Genomic DNA, 22,285 nt, shown 5'->3' with positions numbered 1-22,285 from the left:
CCGCGTGAAGGCGCAGACAACCGGTGCCACCCCCGGCGGCATCGCGGTGATCGGCATCGCGACCCGCCTGCCCGAGGCGGCCGACCTCACGACCCTGCGCGCGAACCTGCGCGCCGGGCGGGACTCCGTACGCCCCGTCCCCCCGCAGCGGATCGCCGCCACCGGCCTCGACCCGGAACCTGACTATCCCGACATGGGCTACCTGGACCGGATCGACCTCTTCGACCACGAGCGATTCGGCCTCTCCCGCCACGAGGCGGAGGTCACCGACCCGCAGCACCGGCTGGCGCTCCACCTCACCCAGGAGGCGCTGGAGAACGCCGGGTACACCTCCGCGGCGCTGCGCGACAGCCGGACGGCCGTGGTGTTCAGCTCGCCCGGCAACGGATACCTGCCGTTCGTCAGCGAACCCGGCACCCTCAGCCTCATGGGCAACATGCCCTTCGCGCTCCCCGCCCGCGTCGCCCACCGCTTCGCCCTCACCGGGCCCTGCTACGGCGTCGACACCGGGTGCAACGGCTCGCTCGTCGCCGTCCACCAGGCCTGCCGCGAACTCCGGGACGCGGAAGCGGGGTACGCGGTCGTCGGCGGCGTAAGCCTGCGCCACGCCATCGCTCCGGCGGCAGCCGTCGGCGACTTCCCCGGCATCGCCTCGCCCACCGCCCGCTCCCGCGCCTTCGACGCGGCGGCGGACGGCGCGGGCGCCGGAGAGGGCGGCGCGGTCCTGCTCCTCACCACCCTCGAACGCGCCCTGGACGAGGGCGCGCACGTGCACGCGGTGATCCGGGGCACCGCCACCGCGCACAACGGCCGCCACTCCGCCACCATCGCCACCCCCAGCGCCCGCGCCCAGGCCGACGTCATCAACCGTGCCTGGGACCGGGCCGGCCTCGACCTCGCCACGGCAGGCTACCTGGAGGCCCACGGCTCCGGCACCCGGCTGGGCGACGCCGTCGAGGTGGAGGGCCTGGCCCTCGCGCGCCGAGGACGGGGCGGCACCCTCCCGATCGGCTCCCTGAAGACCAACCTCGGCCACCTCGACCACGCGGCCGGCATCGCCGGTCTGGTCAAGGCGATCCTCAGCGTGCGGCACGCGGAGCTGTACCCGTCCCTGCACTTCCGGCAGGCCGCACCGGAGGTGGACCTGACCGGCGCCGGCCTCGACGTGGTGACCTCGCTGCGGCCGTGGCGGTCCGCCGGCCCCCGGCGAGCCGGCGTCAGCTCCTTCAGCCTCGGCGGGGTCAACGCGCACTGCGTGGTCGAGGAGCCGCCCGCGCTGCCGCGCCCGGCCCAGGACGGCACGGCCCGGCTGATCGGCGTCTCGGGACGCACGGAGGCCGACCTGTACGCGGTGTGCGAGCGGCTCTCGCTGGCGCTCCGCTCCGGCGATTTCACCCTCGACGACGTGGCACGGACCCTGAACACGGGCCGGGAGCACCATCCCTTCCGGCTGGCCGTGGTGGCCGACCGCACCCGGCACCTCGCGGCCGAACTGGCGGCGGCGGTGACCTGGAGCGGGGCGGGCGGGGGAGGGACGGGGCCGTCCCCGGCGTGGCCGGAGGCCGCCGCGGCCTCGGGAGCCAAGGCTGCTCCGGAGCCGCAGGGGGCCCAGGGGGCTTCCGTGCCCGCGCGGCCCCGTGTCGTGTTCCTCCTGTCAGGCGACGCGGCACTGCCCTCCGGGCTTTCCGGCACGGACCCCCTGCCCGGCGCCCTCCCGCTCCCGGAGCACGACGCCGATGCCGTGAAGGGACAGCTGGCCGCCCACGCGGCGCTGGTCCGGGCGGGGATCACCCCGGACGGACTGATCAGCTCCGGACTCTCCCGCTACGCGGTCCGTCACCTCAACGGCACCCTCACCGACGAGGACCGCACGCAGCTGTCCGAGGGGGACGTCACCGCCCCGCCCCTGCACGCGGACCGTCTGAGGTCCGTTGCCGATGAGCAACTCGCCCTTGGCCCCGTGGTGTTCGTGGAGCTGGGCTCCCGGGGCGAGCTCAGCGACCTGCTGGCCGAGCACCTGGCCGGCCGGCCGGGCGCCGAGGTGCTCACCGCCGCAACCGCCACGGACGGCGTGCCCGGCATACTGGCCCGGCTCTACGAGCGGGGCCACGACCTGGACTGGAGCACCCAGACCCCGCCGGAAGCCCGGCTGGTGCCCCTGCCGGGCGAGCCGTTCCGGGGCGTGCCGTGCTGGGCGCGGCGCCCCGCCCCGGCCGTTTCCGCTGCCGCTGCCGCTGTTCCGGCCGCTCCCGCGGAGGCCGTCACGTCTGCCGCGTCCACGGCGCCCACCACGCCCGCCGTTCCCACCACGCCCGCCATCCCCACGGGTCCCACGGCCGCCACGGCTGCCACGGGTCCCACGGCTGCCACGGGTCCCACGGCTGCCACGGGTCCCACCGTCCCCACCGAGCCCATCGCCCCCACCGAGCCCGTCGCCCCCACCAAGTCCACCGGTCCCACCAAGCCCACCGGTCCCACCGAGCCCACCGGTCCCGGCTCCTCCGACGTGCTGCCCTGGCTGCGGGAAACGCTCGCCGAGCTGCTCTACGCGGACGCCGTCACCCCCGGCGACGACTACTTCGCTCTCGGCGGCAACTCGATCATCGCCCTGCTTCTCCTCAGACGCGTCGAGCAGCGCTACGGGATCGGGCTGCGCATGATCGACGTCTACGACCACCCCACCGTCGCCGACCTGGCGGCCGCCGTCGAGGCCCGGTGGCCGACCGCCGGCACCCCGGCCGTGCCCCCCGCACCGGCACCGGCGGTCCCCGACGGAGACGCGCTCCCGCCGATCCGGCGGACCGACGCGCAGGTGCTCTCGTACGGGCAGGAGCGCATGTGGTTCCACCACCAGCTCGACGCCGGCACCACCCTCTACAACCTTCCCGGCGCCTCCCGCCACCGCGGCCCGATCGACGCGAACGCCATGCGCCTCGCCTGGGAGGATCTGGCCGAGCGGCATGAGGTACTGAGGTCGAACTTCGTCTCCGTGGACGGCCGCGCACGGCTCTCCGTCCGTCCCGAACTCGGTGACTTCTTCCGCTTCGAGGACCTGACCGGACGGCCCGACGCCGAGCGGACGGCCCGCGAGATCCTCCGTACCGAGTCCCAGCGCTCCCTCGACGTGGAACGCGACCCGCTGGTCCGGGTCACCCTGATCCGGCTCGCCCCCGACGACCACCTGTTCTGCTGGCTGACCCACCACGCCGTCAACGACGGTTGGGCCCCCCAGATCCTGATGCGCGAACTGATGGAGTTCTACGAGGCCCGCCGCGAGGGCCGGACGCACCGGTTCGAGCCCCTGCCCGTCCAGTACCGCGACTACGCCCACTGGCAGCGCGAACTGATGGACCGGGGGCTCCTCGAAGGCCAGCTGCGGTACTGGCGGGAACGGCTCACCGACCCCCCTGTGCTGACGCTGCCCACCGACCGCCCGCGCGCAGCGCGGAGGGACTACGCCGGCGCCGCGCACAGTCTCACCCTCCCGCCCGGGCTCGTCGACCGGCTCCGCGCGGTCGGGGTCGCGGAGTCCGCCACTCTCTTCTCGGTACTGCTCACCGGCCTCAGCATGACGCTGTCCCGGTGGTCCGGCCAGGACGACATCGTGGTCGGCACCCCCACCATCGGACGCACCCGCCCCGAACTGTGGGGTCTGCTCGGCTTCTTCAACAACACCATCGCGCTGCGGGCGGACCTGTCGGGCGACCCGGGGTTCCGCAGACTGCTGCGGCGGGTACGCACCGACGTCATCGAGGGCCTGGAGAACCAGGAGATCCCCTTCGACGCCGTCGTCCGCGAGATCGCGCCCGACCGCGATCCGGCCCGCAATCCGATCTTCGACGTCATGTATGTCCACCAGACCCTGCCTCCGCACTTCGTCTTCGGCGAGAGCCTGTTCGGCCCGGCCGTCGACGAGGAGGGCGGCCCGCTCTTCCCGGGACTGCCGCCGGGGACGTCCAAGTTCGACCTGTCGGTGGTCGTCGGCGAACGCGCTGGTGCGGACGACCTGGACGTGGTGGTCGAGTACAGCACCCACCTGTTCGACCGGAGCACGGTCGCCGACCTCGCTCGGTCCTGGGTCGACCTGCTGTGGGCCGTGACGGAGGACGCGGACGTCCCGCTCTCCGCGTTGCCCGGCCGGCCCGCCGGGCCCGGACCTGACGACGCCCTGACCGGTTTGCGGCCGTTCGAGCCGCCCACCGACAGGCCGCGGCCCCAGGGCGGCGGCACCGGTGCGACGGCCCGTCACACGCTCGCCCTGCCGGACGGCACCCTCCCGGGCCTCAGCGCGTCGGGGCTGCTCGCCGCCCTCGTCACCCTGCTCACCGACCGGGCGGAGGCCGACGGGCTGCTGCTGGGGCTCGTCCGCGCCGACGGCCCGCCACTCGCGCTGCGGGTCGACGTGGCGGACGAGCCGTCCCCGACGGAGCTGGCCGCGCGGATCGCCCGGCTGACCGCCGAGGCGGAGGCCGCCCCGCCCACCGAGGGACCGTGGCCGTTCGACGTCACCGCCGATCCGCACGGCACCGGCGGCCGCACCGACGGGCCCGTACCCGACCTGCACTGGAGCGTCACCGACGACGGGGTCACCGTCGACTACCGCACCGAGCTGTTCGACGAGGCGACCGTGCTCGCCCTCGCCGACGACCTCGTCGCCCTGGCGCGCGTCGTCGCCGCGTCCGCCGCATGACACCACGAGCCCGCACCGACCGGGAAGGAACCCCCCACGTGGGTGAGAGCAAGGACAGTGAGCCGTTGGACACGGTCGGGGTACCGGTCGGCATCGTCGGAGCCGGCACCATGGGCGCCGGCGTCGCACAGTGTTTCGCCGCCGCCGGACACCCCGTCGTGGTCGTCGACCCGGCCCCGGCGGCGCGGGCGGGCGGGCCGGAGCGGATCCGCTCCTGGACGCGCGCCGCCCGGCTGCTGCGCGGACAGGACGCCGGCCCGGTCGAGCAGCGGGTGGTCTGGGCGGCCGACCCCGCCGCCCTGTCCGGCGTCCGTCTCGTCGTGGACTGCGCCCCCGAACGCGTCCCCGTCAAGGAGGAGATCTTCCGGACGCTGGACCGGGTCTGCCCCGCCGACGCGGTGTTCGCCTCCTGCACCTCGGCGATCCCCATCAGCCACCTCGGCTCCGTCACCGGACGCCCCGAACGGGTCGTAGGCACCCACTTCATGAACCCGGCGCCGCTGAAGGACACCGTCGAGGTTGCCGCCTCCCCGGCCACCGCCGGCCGGACCGTCCAGTGGATCCTGGACGTCCTCGCGGGCCTCGGGAAGAAAGCCGTCGTCGTCGGCGACGGCCCGGGATTCGTCAGCAACCGGGTGCTGATGCTGACGGTCAACGAGGCGGCGGCCGTCGTCGAGGCCGGCACCGCCGACGCCGCCACCGTCGACCGCGTCTTCCAGGACTGCTTCGGACACGCGACCGGGCCGCTGCGCACCGCCGACCTCATCGGCCTCGACACCGTCGTCGACACCCTGGCCGTCCTCGGCCGGTTCACCGGCGACGCGCGGTTCCGCCCGACCCCGCTCCTCGCCCGGCTCGTCGCCGAGGGGAACGTCGGCCGGAAGGCCGGCCGGGGCTTCCACCCGTACCCGTCGAACAGGTCCCCCGTCCCCTCGCGGCCCGCAGGAGCTGACACCCATGTCTGAGCACGCCCACGCACGGACCACGACCGGGGACTTCGTCGCGGAGGCCGTCCACATCGAGGGACCGGTGGACATCGCCCTGCTGCAGCGAGCGATCCGGCAGGTCACCGGAGAGGCGGAGGCCGTACGCCTGCGCTCCGACGGCGGCGCTTCCAGCGGTACGGAGCTCACCGACGGCGGCGCCGTGCCACTGGACCTGGTGGACCTGGCCGGCACACCGGACCCGGCCGCTGCCCGCGAGGACTGGCTGAGCGCCGCGACCCGGGCCGGCCGGGCGGCGTCACGCTCCTCCCAGGCCCTGCTCCGCCTCGCCGACGACCGCCACACCTGGTTCCACCTGCACCCCCGGCGTGCTCTCGACAGCTGGGGCTGCGCGCTCATCGGCCGCCGCACCGCCGAGGTCTACACCGCGCTCGCCGCCGACACCCCGCCGGACGAGGGGGAGCTACCCGGCCTCGCCCGGCTCACCGCCGCCGAGGACGCCTACCGGGCCTCGTCGGCACCCGCCGAGGACGCCGCCTTCTGGCGGGACCGTCTCGCCGGCCTCACCCCGGCCCGACCGGCCGGAGCCCCCGCCGCCACGAACGCGTCGGCCGTCGTGGCGCTCCCGCCCGCAGGCACGGAACGCGTCCGCGCCACCGCCCGCTACTGCGGCACCCACCCGCGCGCGGTCCTGCTCGCCGCCGTCGCCGCCCACCTGCACCGGACCACCGGCACCACCGACGTGGTCCTCGGCCTGCCCGTGGACGGACGGTACGAGCGGACCCTGCGGCGCGTGCCGGGCGCGGCCGAGGACATCGCCGCGCTGCGCCTGGACGTACGGCCCGACGCACCCTTCGCCGACCTCGTCCGCCAGGTCGGCCGCGAGTCGCGCCGGACCCGGCGCCACCAGCGGCTCCGGCACGCCGAGGTCTGCCGCGCCCTCGGGGCGACGGAGCCCGGAGCCCGGCTGTACGGGGCGATCGCCGACGTACGGGAGGCGGCGCCCGCCCTCCGGTTCGGCGACCACCCGGCCACCGTCCGGGCCCTGGGCCTCCAGCCGTCCACCGCGCCCCGGTTCCTGCTGGAGGAGGCGCCCGACGGGCGGACCCTCCTCGTGGTCCTCGGAGTCCTCGGACCCGAAAACCCCGGCGACGGACCCGACACGGACGCCCGGCGGCTCCACGCCCTGCTGACCGCGGCCGTCACCGCGCCGGGCCACACCGTGGCCTCCCTCACCGCGGCGCGCCCCGGGGAACCGGTCGCGGCGGACGCCCCGGCGCTGCCGGACACCGCCAACCCGACGGAACGGGCCACGCTGACCTCGCTCCTCGAAGCGGCGGCGCACCGCGCCCCGGACACCGTCGCGGTCCGCGACGCGCACGGCGAGTTGACCTACCGTGAGCTGCACGAGCGGGCCAACCGGCTGGCCCGGCTGCTCGTCGGCCGGGGGGCGGGCCCCGAACAGCTCGTCGGCCTGCTGCTGCCCCGCTCCGCCGACACGCTCGTGGCGATGCTGGCGGTCCTGAAGTCCGGCGCCGCCTACCTGCCGCTCGACCCCGCCTACCCCGACGAGCGCCTCCGCCTCATGGTCGAGGACGCCCAGCCCGCCTGCCTGCTCACCGACACCGCCCACGCCGAACGGGACCTCGGCGCTCCCGCCGGCGCGGCCGTGGTCCTCGACGACCCGGCAGTACGGGCAGAACTGGCCTCGGCCGCCTCGCACGACCTCACGGACGCCGACCGGGCCGCACCGCCGGCCCCCGGCCACCCGGCGTACGTCATCTACACCTCGGGCTCGACCGGCACCCCCAAGGGCGTCGTCGTGGCGCACCGCAGCGTGCTGCCACTGCTCGCCTGGACGGAGAAGGAGTTCGGCGCGGACGCGCTGCGGCACACGCTCGCCGCGACCTCGTTCAGCTTCGACGTCTCCGTCGCGGAGGTGTTCACACCGCTGGCCGCCGGAGGCACGGTCGAGATCGTCCGGAACCTGCTGTCCCTGCTGGACGGCGACCCGCCCCGCTGGTCCGGCGGCCTTGTCTGTGCGATCCCCTCGGTGCTCGGCAAGCTGCTGGAGCGCACGGACCTCGACCTGTCGGCCCGGACCCTGGCCCTGGGCGGCGAGGCGCTGCCCGCCGCGCTCGCCGAGCGGATAGCCGCGACCATGCCCGACACGCGCCTGATGAACGTGTACGGGCCGACCGAGTCGACCGTGTACGCCACCGCGTGGCGCCCGGACGGCCCGTTCGACGGGTCGGCGCCGCCCATCGGCCGGCCCCTCGGTCACGTCCGCGCCCATGTGCTCGACGCGGCCCTGGCAGAGGTCGCCCCGGGAGGCACGGGGGAGCTGTACCTGGCGGGCGACGGGCTGGCCCGGGGCTACCTGGGCCGGCCGGCGCTCACCGCGGAACGGTTCACCGCCGACCCGTTCGGGCCGCCGGGAACGCGGATGTACCGCACCGGCGACCTGGTCCGCCGCCGGGACGACGGGCAACTCGACTTCCTCGGCCGGGTGGACGAGCAGATCAAGGTCAACGGCCACCGGGTGGAGCCCGGCGAGGTGGAGGCGGTGCTGACCCGCCACCCCGGGGTCGCCGAAGCGATGGCCGTCGTCCGCGCCGACCACGTACGCGACGCCCGGCTCATCGCCCACCTGGTGCCGGCCGACCCGTTCGCGCCCCCCGCTTCGGAGGAGCTGCGCGGGTGGCTCGCGGCGCTGCTCCCCGCCCACCTGGTGCCGGCCGAGCTCCGGTTCACCGCCGCGCTCCCGCGGACCCCCAACGGCAAACTCGCCCGCGAGACCGACCCGGAACCGCTCGCCGCGCCGGCCGAGCGGGCCCCGGCCCCGCAGGCAGCCACCCCGCAGGCCGCCACCTCCGAAGCCACGACCCGCGAGGCCACACCTGCGGTGTCAGCCACATCCGCCGTGTCCGCCACTCCGGTCCTGTCTGCCGTGTCCGCCACTCCGGTCCCGTCTGCCGTGCCGGCCACTCCGGTCCCGTCCGTCGCGTCCGCCGCACCGGCCCCGGACGACGTAGCCCCCTCCCGGGAGGACCTCGTCGCCGCCGCCTTCGCCGCAGTGCTCCGCGAGACCGACGTCCCGCGCGACCGAAGCTTCTTCGACCTCGGCGGCGACAGCATCATGTCCATCCAGCTGGTCAGCCACCTGCGCCAGTCCGGCCTCGTCCTCGTCCCGCAGGACATCTTCGAGCACAAGACCGTCCAGGCCCTCGCCCTCGTCGCCCGGGAGTCCGCACGCCGTACCACCGACGAGGATGCGGCGGCCGTCGGCGACGTCCCCCTCACCCCCATCGTCCACTGGCTGCGCGACCAGGGCGGGCCCGTCGACGGCTTCCACCAGGCCGTGCTGCTCCGGGTCCCCGGCGGCCTGCGCGCCGACCGGCTGACCACCGCCGTCCAGGCACTGGTCGACCACCACGACGCGTTCCGGCTCCGCCTCGACCGCTCCGCCCCCGGCTGGTCCCTGGAGGTCCGCCCGGCCGGCAGCGTCCTGGCCGCGGACTGCGTGCGCCGCGTGCCCGCCGGGGGCGTCACCGGCGACGGGCTGCTGCGACTGCTGTCGGAGGAGACGGCGCGCGCCCAGCGGGAACTCGACGTCGCGGAAGGGCGCATGATCCGCGTCGTCTGGTTCGACGCGGGCCCCGACCACCCCGGCCGGCTCCTCTTCATGGCCAACCACCTCGCCTGCGACGGCGTCTCCTGGCGGGTCGTCGTACCCGACCTCGTCGGCGCCTACCAGGACGCCGAGGCCGGACGCACGCCCGTCCTCCGCCCGGTCGAGACCTCCCTGCGGCACTGGAGCCGGTCCCTTTCCGAGCAGGCCCGCACCCCCGAGCGGCAGGCTGAACTCCCCCTGTGGGAACGGATGCTCGACGTCCCCGGCCCCCGGTTCGCCCGCCGCGCCCTGGACACGGCCCGGGACACCACCGGCACCGCCCGCTCGCGCACCGTCGTCTACGAAGCCGAGCGCGCCCGCCACCTCTTCACCACCATCCCGTTCGCCTTCCACTGCGAGATCAACGACGTGCTGCTCACCGCGCTGGCTGTGGCCGTGCAGCGCTGCCTCGGCACTACCGGGGACGTACTCATCGACATCGAGGGCCACGGCCGCGAACCGGTGGTGCCCGGGGCCGACCTGTCCCGCACGATCGGCTGGTTCACCAGCATGTACCCGGTACGCATGGCACCCGGCACCGCGGCGGCGGGCACGGGCGCGCCCTTCGGGGCCGCGCTCGGCGACGCCCTGCGCCGGGTGAAGGAACAGCTTCGCGCCATCCCCGACAAGGGCATCGGCTTCGGCATGCTCCGCCACCTCGGCCCCGAGGAGGGACGCCGCAGACTGGCGGCCGCCGAACCCCGGGACATCGGCTTCAACTACTTCGGCCGCTTCCTCCTGCCGTCCGAAGGCGGCGAGGAGGACTGGTCGCCCGCCCCCGAGACCGGCATGACGGCGGGCGCCGACGCCGACATGCCGCTCGACCACCCGCTGTCCGTCAACGCCCTCACCGAGGACACTCCGGAGGGCACCGCACTGCGCATCGCGTTCTCCTGGGCCGACGGCGCCGTGGACGACGACCGGGTCGACGAACTGATCGGCCACTGGTTCGAGGCGCTCGACGCGCTCGCTGCGCACGCCGCCGAACCGGGCGCGGGCGGCCGCACGCCCTCGGACTTCCCCCTCGTCGCCCTCGGACAGCGGGAGATCGAACTGCTGGAGCGCGAACACCCCGGCCTGGACGAGATCCTGCCGCTCTCCTCCCTCCAGCAGGGCATGCTCTACCACCTGCTGCTCGGCTCGCTGAACAGCTCCGAGGACGGCGGCGCCGAGGACTCCGCGCACACGCTGTACACCGTCCAGTTCTGGCTGGAGCTGGCCGGCGACCTGGACACCGGCGCTCTGCGACAGGCCTTCCGCGCCCTCCTGGACCGTCACCGCAATCTCGGCGCCGCCTTCGTGCACACCGGTGTCCCCCACCCCGTGCAGGTCTTCCGGCCCGGCGTGGACGTGCCCTGGCGGGAACGTGACCTCAACGCACTGCCGGAGGACGAGCAGGAGCGCGAGATGGAGCGCCTCCTGATCCAGGAGCGGTCTCGGCCCTACGACCCGGCCCGGGCGCCGCTGCTGCGGGTGCTCCTCGCCGACCTGGGCGGCGGAAACCGTCGCCTGGTGCTGTCGATGCACCACATCCTGCTGGACGGCTGGTCCCTGCCGGTTCTCGTCGGGGAGCTGTTCGCCCACTACCGGGCAGAAGTCACCGGCACACCGCACGCGCTGCCCGCGGGCACGCCGTTCCGCGAGTACATGCGCTGGCTGTCGCACGTGGACGACAAAGCCGCCGAGGACGCCTGGCGCACCGCGCTGGACGGCTTCACCCCCACCCGGATCGGCGACCGGGACCCCGGTGAGCCGCTGCCCTCCCGGCAGCTGCGGTTCTCTCTCGGCGAGGAGGCGACCGGCGCGCTGACGGGCACCGCCCGACGGCACGGCCTGACGCTCGCGACCGTGCTCCAGTCCTGCTGGGCGCTGGTGCTCGGCGAGGAGACCGGCCACCCGGACGTCGTGTTCGGCTCGGTGGTGTCCGGACGCCCGGCCGAACTGCCGGGCGTGGAGAAGATGGTGGGCCTCTTCATCAACACCGTGCCGACCCGGGTACGGATCGACCCGGCCGAGTCGCTCGGCGACCTCTTCGCACGGGTCCAGGACGAGCAGGCCAGGCTCCTGCCGTACCAGCACATCAGCCTCACCGACATCCGCCGCATCACCGACAGCGGTGACATGTTCGACACGATGATGTCCTTTGCCAACTACCCCTTCGACGGCGAGGCACTGCGCCACCCGGCACCCGGCCTGGAACTCGTCCGCGCCTCCGGCGACGACCGGCAGCACTACCCGCTGGGCGTGGTCATCAGCCACCGTGACGACCTCCTGACCGTGCAGGTCGAGTACCGTCCCCACCTCATCGATCCGGACCGGGCCGAAGACCTGGTCCGGCGCTTCGTCGCCCTGCTGCACCGGAGCGCGCGGGCCCCGCACACCACGGTGGGCACCCTCGGCACCGCCGCCCTGCTCGCGGCCGGCGCGGACGCGCCCGCCGCCGAGGAACGCGCGGCCGACCCGTCCGCCCTCGACGGCGGGACGGGCGTGCTGCTGCCGCTGCGCGAGGAGGGCAGCCGCCCGCCGCTGTTCTGCGTGCACCCCGCGGCCGGGATCGCCTGGTCGTACGCCGGCCTCACCGGGCCCCTGGGCGCCGACCAGCCGCTCTACGGGCTCCAGGCGCGCGGCCTGGACGGGGCACGGGTCCTGCCCGGGTCGATCGCCGAGATGGCCGCGGACTACGTGACCCAGATCCGCACCGTGCGGCCGACCGGCCCGTACCACCTGCTCGGCTGGTCGTTCGGCGGCGTCGTCGCGCACGAGATGGCCGTGCAGCTCCAGCGCATGGGGGAGAAGGTCGGACTCCTCGCCGTCCTCGACTCGATGCCGCTCGCCACTGCGGCGGACGACGGCCCCGACCCGTCCGCGCCGGCCGCCGGAGAGGGAGACTGCGGCGCGGACGCCGCCGCGCTCCGGTTCGGCCCCGACCACGTGATGCGGACGGTCCTGCAGTTCTTCGGGTACGACCCCGCTCTCTGGGCCGACGAGGAGATGACCTATCCGCGATTCCTGGAGATCGCCCGCGCCTACCCGGGCCTCCTCGCCACCTTCGACGAGGCCATGATCGAGACCCTCTGCCGCGTCTACACCAACAACGCCGTCCTTTCCCACGACCACACCCCCTCCCGCTACACCGGCGACCTGCTGGTCTTCACCGCCCTCGAAACCTCCCCCGAGGCGGCCGCGCGGCAGTGGGAGCCCTACGTCGACGGCGGCAAGCCCGAGGTCCGTCCCGTGGACTGCCCGCACGCCGAGATGGGGCGCCCCGGGCCGCTCGCGGAGATCGCCGAGACGCTCGTACTGCTGCTGCGGGACGAGCGCACGGGGTCGGACGTGCCCCGGTGAGCGGCCCCGACCACCCGCCGCTGCCACTGACGACGGCCCAGCGCGGCATCTGGCTGGGCGAACGGCTCGCGGAACCCGGGCGCTACCACGTGGGCGTGGCTCTCGACATCGCCGGGCCCGTCGACCCCGGCCTCCTCGAGACGGCCTTCGCCACGGCCGTGGCCGAGACGGCCCCGCTGCGCGCCCGGTTCACCGTCACCGACGGCGGCGAACCGGAGCAGCGGGACGGACCCCTGCCCCCGTGGAGCCTGACCCGCGTCGACCTGCGGGCCGCCCCCGTCCCGGCCGCCGCCGCCCTGGGATGGGCGCGGGCGGACGTGGCGCGGCCGTTCGACCTCGGCGGCGGGCCGCCCTTTCGCACGGCGCTGCTGCGGCTGGCCGACCAGCGGTACCGCTGGTACCTGGCCTGTCACCACCTGGTGCTGGACGGTCTGGGCAGTGCCCTTCTGATCCGGCGGGTCGGCCGGCTCTATGCGGCGCTGGAGCGCGGGGAGCACCCGCCGCCGGCCGCGCACCCGCTGGACGCGTTGCCTGCCGCCGAACGCGCCTACCGCGCCTCGGCCCGGGCGGAGGCCGACCGCGCGTTCTGGCGCTCCCGGCTCTCCGGCGCGGACACGGTCCGCCCCGCCGCCACCGGAGGAGTCGCCGCGCGCGGCGGCGCCCGCCTGCCCGCCGGGGGGTTCGCCCGGCTGCGGGCGGCCGCCCGGCGGCTCGACGTGGACTGGCCGGTGCTGGCCACGGCCGCCGGGGCGCTGCTCGCGCACGTCCGGACCGGGGCAGGTGCTCCCGCGGAGGTGGTGCTGGGCCTGCCGGTGCCGGCCCGCGACCGGGACGTGGCGCTGCTGGCCGCCGGCACCGCCTCGAACGTCCTCCCGCTGCGCATCGCCGTCCACCCGCACCGGCCGGCCCGCGAACTGGTGCGCGCGGTGGCGGACGAGATGGCGGCCGTCCTCCCGCACCGACGCCACCGGTACGAGGACCAGCTCGCCGACCTCGGCCTGACCGGCTCGGGCGGCTCGTTGTACGGACTGGCCGCGAACGTCCTGCCGTTCAGCTACGGCCGTGACTTCGCGGGCCGCCCGGCGGCGATGCGCAACGTCGCCATCGGGCCCGTCCAGGACCTGTCCGTCACCGTGTACCCGGACGACGGGCACGGGGGCCTGCGCGTCGACCTGGACGCCGACCCCGGCCGGTACGCCCCCGCCGAGGCGGCCGCCGAAGCCCGCCGTTACGTCCGGCTGCTGCACCGGCTGACCACCGGTCAGGACGGCGCTCTCCGTGACTGCGACGCCCTTTCCGCCGCCGAGCGCCGCCGCTCGGCGCCCGGCCCCGCCGCCCGCCGGCTCCGTACCGCCGCACCGGCCCCCGGCCCCGGCACCGGGCCCAGCACACTCCCGGACCTCTTCGCCCGTTCCGCCTCCCGCTTCCCCGACGCCGTCGCCGTCCAGGACGCCGTCACCGCCCTCACCTACCGCGAACTCGCCGCGCGCGCCCACCGCCTGGCCCGGGCCCTGGTCCGGCGCGGTGCGGGACCCGGCCGCACGGTCGCCGTCCAGCTGCCGCGCTCCGCCGACCTGGTGACCGCGATCCTCGCCGTGGCCGCGTCCGGAGCGGCCCTCGTCCCCCTCGACCCGGAGTGGCCCGACGAGCGCGCTGAACTCGTCCTGGCCGACACCCGCCCGGTCCACGTCCTGACGCCCGGCGAACCGGTCTCGCTGCCCGAGGCCGCGGACGCGGCCACCGCCCTCGTCGACGGCGACCGGCTCACCCCGCTGCTGCCCGCTCACCCCGCCTACGTCATCCACACCTCCGGATCGACCGGCCGGCCCAAGGGCGTCGTCGTCCCCCACGCGAGCCCGGTGGCCCTTCTCACGGACGCCGCCGCCCCCTTCGGCTTCGGAGCGAGCGACGTGTGGACGCTCTTCCACTCCTGCGCCTTCGACTTCTCCGTGTGGGAGATGTGGGGGGCGCTGGCACACGGCGGGCGGCTCGTCGTGGTCCCGCACGACGTGGCCCGCTCGCCCCGCGCCTTCCTCGACCTCCTGGCCCGCGAGCGCGTCACCGTGCTCAGCCAGACCCCGTCCGCCTTCGCCGCCCTGGACCGCGCCGACGCCGAGGACCCCGCGCGCGGCCGCGGACTCGCCCTGCGCTGGATCGTGTTCGGGGGAGAAGCACTGCGTCCCCGGACCCTGCGCGACTGGTACCGGCGCCACGACGGGCCGACCGCGCCCACCCTGGTCAACCTGTACGGGATCACCGAGACCACCGTCCACGCCACCCGCCGCGACCTGACCGCCCGGGACGCCGACCGCGACGGCAGCCCGATCGGGACCCCGCTGCCCGGGACCCGGCTCCACCTGCTCGACGACAGCCTGCGTCCGGTGCCCGACGGCGTCCCCGGCGAGTTGTACGTGGGCGGCCCGGGCGTCGCTCAGGGCTACCTGGGGCAGCCCGGCCTGACCGCCGCCCGGTTCGTCGCCGACCCCTTCGGTCCACCCGGCGCCCGGCTCTACCGCTCGGGCGACCTGGCCCGGTGGACGCCGGACGGGGAACTCCGCTACCTGGCACGGGCGGACGACCAGCTGAAGATCCGGGGCCACCGCGTCGAACCCGCCGAGATCGAGGCCGCGCTGCTCGCCCTGGACGGTGTGACCGCCGCCGCCGTCACCGCCGTACCCACCCCGGACGGGGCCCCGCGGCTGATCGGCTACGTCGTCGCACGCCCCCCGGACCGGCACGCCCCCGGCTTCACCGACCCCGGCCCCGGCCTCACCGACCCCGCCCCCGGCCTCACCGACCCCGACCCCGGCCCCACCGACCCCGGCCTCACCGGCCTCACCGGTCCCGGCCACGCCCCGCTCCGGGGCCGGAGCCGGGAGCCGCTCGCCGACCGGCTGCGCCGGGCCCTGCGCGCGCGGTTGCCCGCCCATCTGCTCCCCGCCCGCCTGGTGCTCGTCGATGCGCTGCCGCTCACCCCGAACGGCAAGCTCGACCGCGCCGCCCTGCCCGCCCCCGGCGATCTCCCGCCCCGCGCCCCCGCACACCCCGAGCCCGCGGCCGAGCCCGCCACACCGCTCGAACGCCAGGTCGCCGACCTGTTCGCCCGGCTCCTCGGCACGAGCCGGGTGCGCCCCCACGACGACTTCTTCGACCTCGGCGGAGACAGCCTGCGCGCCGCCCGGCTGGCCACCGCCCTCCGCGCCGCCCACCACACCGACATCGACGTCCGCGACATCTTCGACAACCCCACGGTCTCCGCCCTCGCGGCCCGGCTCACCACCCCCGCCGACCCCGGAGAACCCGCCGCCGCACGCCCGGAGCGGATCCCGCTCTCCCCCGGACAGCGGCGGCTCTGGTTCCTGCACCGCCACACCGCCGCCGACCGTGCCTACAACGTCCCCCTGACGATCCGCCTCACCGGCGACCTGGATCCGGTCGCGCTCGCCGCCGCCCTCGGCGACGTGACCGACCGGCACGAGATCCTACGGACCGTCATCGAGGAGGAGGACGGCAACCCCTACCAGCGGATACTGCCGCCCGAAGCCGGCCGCCCCCGCCTCGCCGAGACCACCGTCGATCCCAGCGAACTGCCCGCCCGGCTGGCCGTCGCCGCCCGGCACGCCTTCCGGCTCGACCACGAGACCCCGCTGCGCGTGACCCTGTTCACCACCGGCCCCGGCCGGCCCCGCACGCTGCTCCTTCTCCTCCACCACATCGCCTGCGACCACACCTCGCTCGGCATCCTCACCGCCGACCTGGAGACCGCGTACGCCGCGCGGCTGCGCGGTGCGGCACCCACGGACCCGCCACCCCTGCCGTACCAGTACGCCGACTTCGCGCTCGACCGCGCCGCAGACCCCGCTCCCGGCTCCACCGCCGAGGACGACGGCCTCGCCCACTGGACCCGCGCCCTGGACGGACTGCCGGACCGCATCGCCCTGCCCGTCGACCGAACGGCACCGCCGACGGACGACGGGGCCACCGTCGCCTTCCGGGTCCCCCCGGCACTGCACCGGCGCCTCGCCCGGCTCGCCGCCACCGAACGCGCCAGCCTGTTCATGGCCGTCCACACCGCGCTCGCGGTCCTCCTCACCCGCCTCGGCGCCGGCCCGGACATCCCCCTCGCCACCGCCGTCGCCGACCGGCCCGCCCCCCGGCTCGACGCGTCGGTCGGCTTCTACGTCAACACCCTCGTGCTGCGCACCGATACCTCCGGCGACCCCACCTTCCGTGAACTCCTCGGCCGGGTCCGTACCGGCGACCTGGACGCCTTCGCCCATCAGCACGTCCCGTTCGAACGGGTCGTGGAGGCCCTGGCCCCGCGCCGCCCCGAGACCGGCCCGCCCCTCTACCAGGTGATGCTGGTCCTCACCCCGCCACCCCCCGAGCGGCTCGACCTGCCCGGGCTGCGCGCCGAGGTCGCGACCGTCGCCACCGGCACCGCCAAGTGCGACCTGGCATTCAGCCTGTACGAGCGCCGCGGACCCGGGGGCGACGGCGGGGGCCTCGACGGCGTGCTGGAGTACCGCACCGCCCTGTTCACCCCGGAGACCGCCCGCGCCCTGGGCGAACGCCTCGTCCGGCTCCTCACCCGGTTGGCCGACGCCCCCGACACCCCCATCGGCACCGCCGACCTGCTCGCCCCGGAAGAACGCGCTCGGATCCTGGACCGCTGGAGCAGGACACCCGCCCGCCCCGCGCCGCCCGGCCCCACCCCCCGGAGCGTCATGGAGGGGATCACCGCCCACACCCGCCGCACCCCGCAGGCCGTCGCCCTGCGCTCCGACACGGAGACACTGACCTACGCGGAACTGGAGACCCGCTCCGACCGGCTCGCCGCGCACCTCACCACCGCCGGGGTGCGCCGGGAGACCCGCGTCGCCGTCCTCATGGAGCACGGCGTGCTGTACGCCGTCACCGCCCTTGCCGTCCTCAAGAGCGGCGGCGTCCATGTCCCCCTCGACACCCGCGCGCCGCACGCCCGACTGTCCCGTGTCATCACCGAGGCGGACGCCGCCGTCCTCGTCGTCGGGCCCGGCCCGGCGCCCGGGAAGCAGCCCGCAGGCGCGCCGGTCGTCCTCGACGCCGCCGAGGCCCTGGCCGCGCCGCCTCCACCTGGCCCGGCCGCCCCGGCCGGCCCCGCGGTCCCCGGACAGCTGGCCTGCGTCATCTTCACCTCCGGGTCGACCGGCGTCCCCAAGGGCGTCGCCCTCACCCACGACGGCATCCTCGCCCTCGCCGCCGACACCTGTTACGAACCCACCACCGCCCGCCGGATGGTGATGCACTCCCCGCACTCCTTCGACGCCTCCATCATGGAACTCTGGGTGCCCCTCCTCAACGGCGGCGAGGTCGTCGTCGCCCCGCCCGGCGACCTCGACCTGCGGACCCTGCGGCGGCTGATCACCGAGACCCGCCCCACCAGCCTCTGGCTGACCGCCGGCCTCTTCCAGCTCGTCGCCGAGGAGGACCCCGGCTGCCTGGGCGGCCTCGACGTGGTGTGGACCGGCGGCGACGTCGTCTCGCCCCGTGCCGTCCGTGCCGTCCGGCGCCACTGCCCGGACACCGCGGTCGTCAACGGCTACGGCCCGGCGGAGATGACCACCTGCGCCGCCTGGCACCAGGTCACCGACGCCGACCTGGCCGCCGGCACGGGCCGCCGGGGCCTCCCCGTCGGCCGCCCCCTGGACGGCGGCCGGAGCTACGTCCTGGACGCCGGGCTCCAGCCGCTGCCCGCCGGGGTGACGGGCGAGCTCTACCTCGCCGGGACCGGCATCGCGCGCGGCTACCTCGGCCGTCCCGGACTGACCGCCGAACGCTTCGTCGCCGACCCCTACGGCCCGCCCGGCACCCGCATGTACCGAACCGGCGACCTGGCGTGCTGGCTGCCGGACGGCACCCTGGCGTTCCGTGGACGCGCCGACGGACAGGTCAAGCTGCGGGGCTTCCGCATCGAGACCGACGAGGTCGCCGCCGCGCTCGTCGAGCACACCACCGTCGCCCAGGCCCTCGTGGCGGTCCGCGAGGAACGGCCCGGCAGGAAACGGCTGGCCGCCTGGGTGGTCCCCGCCGACGGCGCGGAGGCCGACCCGGCGGCGCTGCGCCGGCACCTCGCCGAGACGCTCCCCGACTACATGGTCCCGGCGCAGTGGGCCGTCCTGGCCGCGCTGCCGCTCACCCGCAACGGAAAACCGGACCGTGCCGCCCTGCCCGAACCGGCCCCGGCATCCCGCCCGCACACCCCGCCCGGCACCGCCGGACCCGGCGAGGCCACCGCACCCCGTACCGCACGGGAACACCTCCTCCTGGCCCTCTTCGCCGAACTCCTCCACGCCCCGGCGATCGGCGTCCACGACGGCTTCTTCGACTCCGGCGGCGACAGCATCATCGCCATCCAGCTCGTCAGCCGCGCCTACGAGGCCGGGCTGCGCATCACCGTGAACGACCTCTTCCGCGCGCCCACCGTCGCCGGCCTCGCCACGCGCGCCGAGGCCGTGGACCCCCCGGCCCCCGACGCCGCAGGCCCCGACGACGACGCCGGACCGCTCCCGCCGACCCCCATCGTCCACTGGTGGCGCGAGCAGGACGGCGACCTCGACACGTTCAGCCAGCACATGCTGGTCCGCACCCCGGCCGGGCTGACCACCGGCCGGCTCACCGCCGCCCTCCAGGCGCTCGTCGACCGGCACGCGGCCCTGCGGATGCGTCTCGACCCCACCGGCGGGGAGTGGCGGCTCGACGTCCGGCCGGCCGGCCGGATCCGCGTCGACGACCGGGTGCGTCACCTCCCCGCCCCCGCCACCTCCCCGCCACTGCTGCCCCCCGACGCGCTGGACGAGGCCGTCGGACGGCTCGCCCCGACGGAGGGCCACCTGCTCTCCGCAGCCTTCCTCGACCGGGGACCCGATGCGACCGGGCGGCTGCTGCTCGTCGTCCACCACCTCGCCGTCGACGGCGTCTCCTGGCGGATCCTGCTCTCCGACCTGGCCGCCGCCGACCGGGCGCTCGCCGCCGGAAAGACCCCCGAGCTCATCCCCCCGCCCGTGACCTTCCCGGAGTGGGCCCGCACGGTACGGGCCCAAGGAACGGAGGGAACGCGCCGGATTGAACTGCCCCTGTGGACGAAGGCACTGACGGGCACGGACCCCGCTCTCGCCGACCCCCGCCCCGCCCCGGCCCCCGCCCCCCTCGCCGAAACCCGCTCCGCCCCCCGCGCTCGCGGAACATCCTCGCCGGCGCACCCGCCGACGCACGCCCTGACCGCCACCCTGCCGTCCGGCCGGACCTCGCCCCTGCTCACCGAGGTCGGCGCCGCCTTCCACTGCGGGGTCGAACCCGTCCTCCTCACCGGCCTGGCCCTCGCCGTCGAGGAGTGGCGCCGCCGCCGCGGCAGGCCGCCCGCCCCGGACGGCCTGCTCGTCGACCTGGAGTCGCACGGCCGCCCCGACCACCCCGGCACCGACCTGTCCAGGACCGTCGGCTGGCTGACCGCCCTCTATCCAATCCGGCTGCCCGCCACCGGCTGCTCCTGGACCGACGTGCGCAGCGCGGGGACCGGCCTCGGCCGCGCACTGCGGCAGGTCAAGGAGACACTGCGCGCGATCCCCGACCGGGGCCTCGGCTACGGCGTCCTGCGCCACCTCGACCCGGCGGCCCGGCCCGCGCTCGACGGCCGCACGCCGCCGCAGCTCGGCTTCAACTACCTGGGCCGCCTCGCCACCGCCGCCGACACGGACTGGAGCATCACCGGGGAGCAGGCTCCCTCCCGTACCGCCGGAGCCCCCGGCCGGCGGGGCGGACACGTCCTCGACATCAACGCGCTGACGACCGACGGACCCGACGGCCCCCGGCTGACCGCCACGGTGGCCTGGACGGACGGCCCGCTCACCGAGGCCGAGGCCCGCCTTCTCATCGATCTGTGGTTCGCCGCCCTCGACTCCCTCGTCCTGCACGCACGAATCTGCGGCGGCGGCCGAACGCCCTCCGACTTGTCGCTCGTCCAGCTTGCGCAGGAGGAGATCGACCGGCTGGAGAGGGCTCACCCCGGACTGGCGGACGTTCTTCCGCTCACGCCGCTCCAGGAGGGGCTGCTCTTTCACGCTCTGTACGCCCCCGACGCCCCCGACGTCTATCAGGCACAGTGCGTCCTCACGCTCCGAGGCGACCTGAACCGGGACGCCCTGCGCGCCGCCACCGCCGCTCTCACGGCTCGCCATCCCCACCTCGGCGCCGCGTTCGTCCACCACGGCCTGCGCCGCCCCGTCCAGGTCGTCCCCGCCACGACCCCGCCGGGATGGCGGCTGCTCGACCTCACCGGCGTCTCCGAGAAGCGCCGGAAGCAGGTCTTCGACCGGATCAACCGGGCCGACATGGCCCGCCGCTTCACTCCCGACCAACCGCCGCTGCTCCGCTTCACCCTCGCCCAGTGGGGCCCTGACGAGCACCGTCTCGTCCTGACCAACCATCACCTGATCCTCGATGGCTGGTCCATGCCGCTCCTCGTCGGGGAGCTGCTCGACCTTTACGCGCACGGGGGCAACCCAGACGCGCTGCTCCCGGTCACCCCCTACCGCGACCACCTTGCGCTCTTGGCGACCCGGGACGCGCCCGCCGCCGGCGCGGCGTGGCGCGCCGCCTTCGACGGTGCCCCTCCGCCCCGGCGGCTGACCGGAGCCGTGCTCGTCGGTGACGGGCGCGCGGCCTCCCTGAGCGCGGTGCTGTCCGAGGCCGCCACCGCAGCGCTGCGCGCCCTGGGCGGCGACGGCGTCACGCTCAACACCGTGGTCCAGTACGCCTGGGGCCTGCTGTTGGCCCGTCGTCTCGGCATCGACGACGTTGTGTTCGGCGCGACTGTTTCGGGCCGCCAGCCGGAGCTGCCCGGGATGGGTTCGATGATCGGTCTGTTCATCGACGCGGTGCCGGTGCGCGTGCGCTTCAACGGCACGGAGACCGGGCGCGAGGCCCTGCGCCGGCTGCGGGATGAACAGACCCGGCTGCTGCCGCACCACCACATCGGGCTGAGCGGGATCCAGCGCGCGCTCGGGCGCAGGGAGCTGTTCGACACCCACCTGGTGTTCGAGAACTACCCCCTGGACCGGGCCGTCCTCTCGCGTCCCGTCCACGGCCTCAGGGTCTCCTCCGTGACGGGCCGGGACGCCACCCACTACCCGCTGACCCTGGTGGCGTTCGCCGTCGACGGCGCACTGCACCTGCGCCTCGACCACCGGCTGGGCGCGCTGGAACCAGGTGCCGCCCACGCTCTCCTGCACGAGTTGACCGACCTGTTCGACGCCCTCGCCACCCGCCCCGGGGCGACGGTGGCCGAGCTGCTCGGCGCGCAATTCCGGAACGACGACCGAAAGAGAGAGGCCATCCCATGACCAATCCGTTCGACGATGAGACTGCCGTCTTCCTCGTGCTCGTCAACGACGAGGGGCAGCACTCGCTGTGGCCCCGGTTCGCGAACGTGCCGGCCGGCTGGACCCGTGTCTTCGGGCCTGACGACCGCGCGGCCTGCCTTCGGCACATTGAGGAGCACTGGACCGACATGCGGCCGAAGAGCCTGGTCGCCGCTTTGCCGACGGACACCTGATGCGCCCGGGGGCAAGGGCCCGCCGCAGTGGTCTGGTCCGG

At 75.5% G+C, this 22,285-nt stretch carries 5 protein-coding genes; all 5 read left to right on the top strand.

The features are described 5' to 3' along the window. Positions 1 to 4: 4 nt before the first annotated feature. The 5 genes from ACVV2G_RS09325 to ACVV2G_RS09305 are packed head-to-tail and all read left to right on the top strand — an operon-like array spanning position 5 to position 22,244. Positions 5 to 4,690, top strand: a complete 4,686-nt coding sequence (locus ACVV2G_RS09325; protein WP_453842139.1) for a condensation domain-containing protein — start codon at positions 5 to 7, stop codon at positions 4,688 to 4,690. A 38-nt stretch (positions 4,691 to 4,728) separates the two neighbouring features. Next, positions 4,729 to 5,655, top strand: a complete 927-nt coding sequence (locus ACVV2G_RS09320; protein ID WP_453842138.1) for a 3-hydroxyacyl-CoA dehydrogenase family protein — start codon at positions 4,729 to 4,731, stop codon at positions 5,653 to 5,655. Then, positions 5,648 to 12,652 carry an amino acid adenylation domain-containing protein gene (locus ACVV2G_RS09315; RefSeq protein WP_453842137.1) on the top strand — a complete coding sequence of 2,335 codons (7,005 nt, stop codon included), beginning with the start codon at positions 5,648 to 5,650 and terminating at the stop codon, positions 12,650 to 12,652. The genes ACVV2G_RS09320 and ACVV2G_RS09315 overlap by 8 nt, the downstream gene beginning before the upstream one ends. After that, entirely contained in the window at positions 12,649 to 22,032 is a 9,384-nt protein-coding gene (locus ACVV2G_RS09310; RefSeq protein ID WP_453842136.1) for an amino acid adenylation domain-containing protein, read from the top strand. The genes ACVV2G_RS09315 and ACVV2G_RS09310 overlap by 4 nt, the downstream gene beginning before the upstream one ends. After that, positions 22,029 to 22,244 (top strand): MbtH family protein, encoded by a 216-nt coding sequence (locus ACVV2G_RS09305; protein ID WP_453842135.1) that lies wholly within the window; start codon positions 22,029 to 22,031, stop codon positions 22,242 to 22,244. Before ACVV2G_RS09310 ends, ACVV2G_RS09305 begins: the two co-directional genes overlap by 4 nt. Positions 22,245 to 22,285: the final 41 nt, after the last annotated feature.

It is taken from the genome of Streptomyces sp. JK94, assembly GCF_053613315.1.
The sequence above is the reverse complement of the archived record's forward strand: the minus strand, read 5'-3'. Positions and strand labels throughout refer to the sequence as shown.